Here is a 3,818-nt window from a genome sequence, read left to right as displayed (position 1 = left end):
CAACCTATGCAACCTATACAACCTATGCAACACAGTTCTCACTAGGAGCCATTATGATAACTGCCATTATTCGCTGGTCTGTTGGCAATCGCTTTTTTGTGTTGTTGCTTACATTAATTTTACTAGGTGGAGGGTTGTTTGCACTAAAAAATACGCCCGTGGATGCCTTGCCTGACTTATCTGATGTTCAGGTCATTATAAAAACTACTTATCCGGGGCAAGCGCCGCAAGTAGTGCAAGACCAAGTTACATTTCCGCTCACCACAGCAATGCTTTCTGTGCCGGGAGCGCAAACCGTAAGAGGTTTTTCGTTTTTTGGTGACTCGTACGTTTACGTTATTTTTGACGAAAAAACTGATTTGTATTGGGCGCGTAGCCGAGTACAAGAATACCTAAGCCAAGCAGCAAACCGATTGCCCGATAGCGCTACGCCAGAGCTTGGCCCTGATGCAACAGGCGTAGGTTGGATTTACTTATACGCACTAATTGATAAAACAAATAAACACGATATTAGTCAGCTACGAAGCTTACAAGATTGGTTTTTAAAGTTTGAGCTACAAACTGTGCCCGGTGTATCTGAAGTGGCTGCTGTTGGTGGCATGGTTAAGCAATACCAAGTCAATGTAGAGCCTGATAAATTACGTGCATATGGTATTCCGCTTAGCCTTATTCAAACCGCTATCCAGCAAGGCAACCAAGAGATGGGCGCCTCAGTAGTTGAAATGGCTGAAGCTGAATACATGGTAACAAGCACAGGCTACATTAAAAGTGTTGCCGACCTAGAAGCTATTCCGCTTGGTGTAAACGCTAATGGTACTGCGCTGCAATTGCGTGATGTAGCTGATATTAGAGTCGGGCCGCAAATGCGCCGTGGTATTGCAGAGCTTAATGGCGAAGGCGAAGTAACCGGCGGCATCGTTATTATGCGCTATGGCGAAAATGCACAAAAAACCATTGAGCTGGTAAAAGCAAAATTAGAATCGCTTACAAAGGGATTACCAGAGGGCGTTGAAATAGTCCCTGTGTACGATCGCTCCAACTTAATAAATAACGCGGTAGATAATCTAACAAGTAAGCTAATTGAAGAGCTGATTGTAGTTGCTTTAGTGTGTGTGGTGTTTTTGTTTCATGTGCGCTCATCATTGGTGGCAATTATTACGTTACCGCTTGGGATTTTAACGGCATTTATAATTATGTATTGGCAGGGGATTAACGCCAACATTATGTCTTTAGGGGGAATTGCAATAGCGATAGGCGCAATGACCGACGGCGCTATCGTCATGATTGAAAATATGCACAAACATATGGAAAAAACGCCACTTACCAACGAAAACCGCTGGGAAGTTGTGGCTAAATCGGCGAGTGAAGTGGGTCCTGCATTATTTTTTAGTTTATTAATTATTACCGTCAGCTTTATGCCGGTATTTATTTTAGAAGCGCAAGAAGGGCGTATGTTTGCGCCACTGGCTTACACTAAAACCTATGCTATGGCAGCGTCTGCTGGGCTTGCGATTACCTTAGTGCCGGTATTAATGGGTTACTTTATTAGAGGTAAAGTTATTTCGGAGCAAAAAAATCCAGTTAACCGATTACTCGTCGCAGCGTATCGCCCACTACTTAACTGGGTGCTTAAATTTCCAAAAATGACATTGGTACTCGCGGTGGTTGTTTCTGTTATTGGCTTTTACCCGGTAAACAAAATAGGCAGTGAATTTATTCCGCCACTTGATGAGGGCGACTTAATGTATATGCCCACAACGTATCCTGGTTTATCGGTAGGTAAAGCGCGCGAAATACTACAGCAAACCGACAAGCTAATTGCCACAGTACCCGAGGTTAAAACAGTATTTGGTAAAGTTGGGCGAGCAGAAACTGCAACAGATCCTGCGCCGCTTACAATGATAGAGACGTTTATTCAGCTAAAACCAAAAAACGAATGGCGCGAGGGTATGACGCTTGAAAAACTTAAAAAAGAACTCGACGGTTTGGTTAAGTTTCCGGGGTTGACGAATGCGTGGGTAATGCCAATTAAAACACGTATTGATATGCTCGCAACCGGTATTAAAACTCCCGTGGGCATTAAAGTTGCGGGACCAAAGTTGAGTGAAATTCAAAAAATTGGTCAACAAATAGAAGTGCTTTTAAAAGATGTGCAAGGCACTGCATCGGTTTACTCAGAGCGAGTAGCCGGTGGGCGTTATATAAAAGTAGATATAAACCGAGAAAAAGCGGCGCGTTATAGCTTAAATATTAGCGACATACAGCAAGTTGTATCTACTGCAATAGGTGGTACAAACGTAACACAAACGGTAGAAGGGCAAGAGCGCTACCCAGTTAATTTGCGTTACCCGCAAGCATACAGAGACTCGCCAGAAGAGCTAATGTTGTTACCTATTGTAACGCCTACAGGGCAGCGTATAGCACTTGGTGATGTAGCTGATGTATTTATTGAAGATGGACCGCCTGGTATAAAAAGCGAAAATGCACGTTTAAACGGTTGGAGTTTTATTGATATAGATGGCGTTGATATTGGTACTTACGTTGAGCACGCTCAGCAAGTGCTCGATAAGGACCTAATACTACCTGCTGGCTACTCAATTACGTGGGCTGGGCAGTATGAATACATGCAGCGCGCTAAAGACAAACTGACTTATGTATTACCACTTACATTAGCGATTATTATTGTGTTGCTTTATCTTAATTTTAGAAGCTTTGCTGAGGTCACTATTATTATGGCTACGTTGCCACTGGCAATGATTGGTGGCGTATGGCTAATGTATTTAGAGGGCTTTAACTTTTCAGTTGCAGTGGGTGTAGGTTTTATTGCCTTAGCTGGGGTAGCGGTAGAAATTGGGGTCATTATGTTGGTGTATTTAAACCAGGCCTATCAAGAAAAATGCATCGAAGCAGAGCAGGCAGATAAGCCACTTAGTTTAGTGCAATTACAGCAAGCTATTATTGAAGGTGCAGGGCTTCGAGTACGCCCGGTTATGATGACTGTCGCGACAATTATTATTGGCTTGCTACCTGTGCTGTATGGCACAGGCACCGGAAGCGAAGTAATGAGTCGAATAGCTGCACCTATGGTTGGCGGTATGGGCAGTGCAATTGTACTCACCTTACTTGTTATTCCTGCGGTTTACCTACTGTGGCGCAAACAAGGACTTAAATAATATAAAGCAACAAGACGATAGAGCAGTGCGGTTACTACCCACGCATTGCTCTATAAAAATTACCTATAATTTGTAAGTTATTCTATTAAATTGCTAACTAATATCCATTTTAAAATTAACCTTCTGTTTTTAAATGGTTTTTTAATTGGCACGCTTTACGCAGTGTAGTACCTATACAGTCAACTAAGTAAGGAATGCACATGCAAGTTAAAACAATTAAAGAGGTATACGATTGGACCGTTTTGTTTCATACGCAAATGGCGGCTAATTTTCATAGCGTAAAGGATTTACTCGATGAACATAATGCAATGCTGGTGGACTACTACCTAAATTACGAAAAAAAACTCGCTGAAGATTTAGTCGGGTTTAAAGCGATAACCGAAATAAATACGCTCGATACGTACTGTTATGAATACTTTGCTAAAAATCCTGAGCTAATTACTTTCGAAGACATTAGTAAAGACCAGCAATTTGATGAGAAAGTTATTCAAGCTTATTTATCAGAGCAGCATCAAAAGGTAATTGAATTATACGAATACTTACTTGAGCGCGCTGAAACTCAAAGTGGCCAAGAAAAGCTGCAACAAATACTAGAGCTGGAAAAGCAAGGTATAAAGCAAATGATGCAAAGTACGAATCGTCATA

2 protein-coding genes are annotated in these 3,818 nt (G+C 41.9%); both read left to right on the top strand.

From position 1 onward, the window contains the following. The first annotated feature begins 53 nt into the window (after positions 1-53). Positions 54-3,173 (top strand): efflux RND transporter permease subunit, encoded by a 3,120-nt coding sequence (locus H5072_RS14035; protein ID WP_182693869.1) that lies wholly within the window; start codon positions 54-56, stop codon positions 3,171-3,173. A gap of 200 nt (positions 3,174-3,373) precedes the next feature. Then, a partial coding sequence (locus H5072_RS14030; RefSeq protein ID WP_182693868.1) for a hypothetical protein occupies positions 3,374-3,818 on the top strand: 445 nt, incomplete at its 3' end.

Origin of the sequence: Pseudoalteromonas sp. SR45-5, from assembly GCF_014163565.1 — a bacterium.
Lineage (GTDB): Bacteria > Pseudomonadota > Gammaproteobacteria > Enterobacterales > Alteromonadaceae > Pseudoalteromonas > Pseudoalteromonas distincta.
The sequence above is the reverse complement of the archived record's forward strand: the minus strand, read 5'-3'. Positions and strand labels throughout refer to the sequence as shown.

Excerpts from the sequence above, each read along its gene's own strand:
- H5072_RS14035 (WP_182693869.1), top strand. The coding sequence starts at position 54 with ATGATAACTGCCATTATTCGCTGGTCTGTTGGCAATCGCTTTTTTGTG.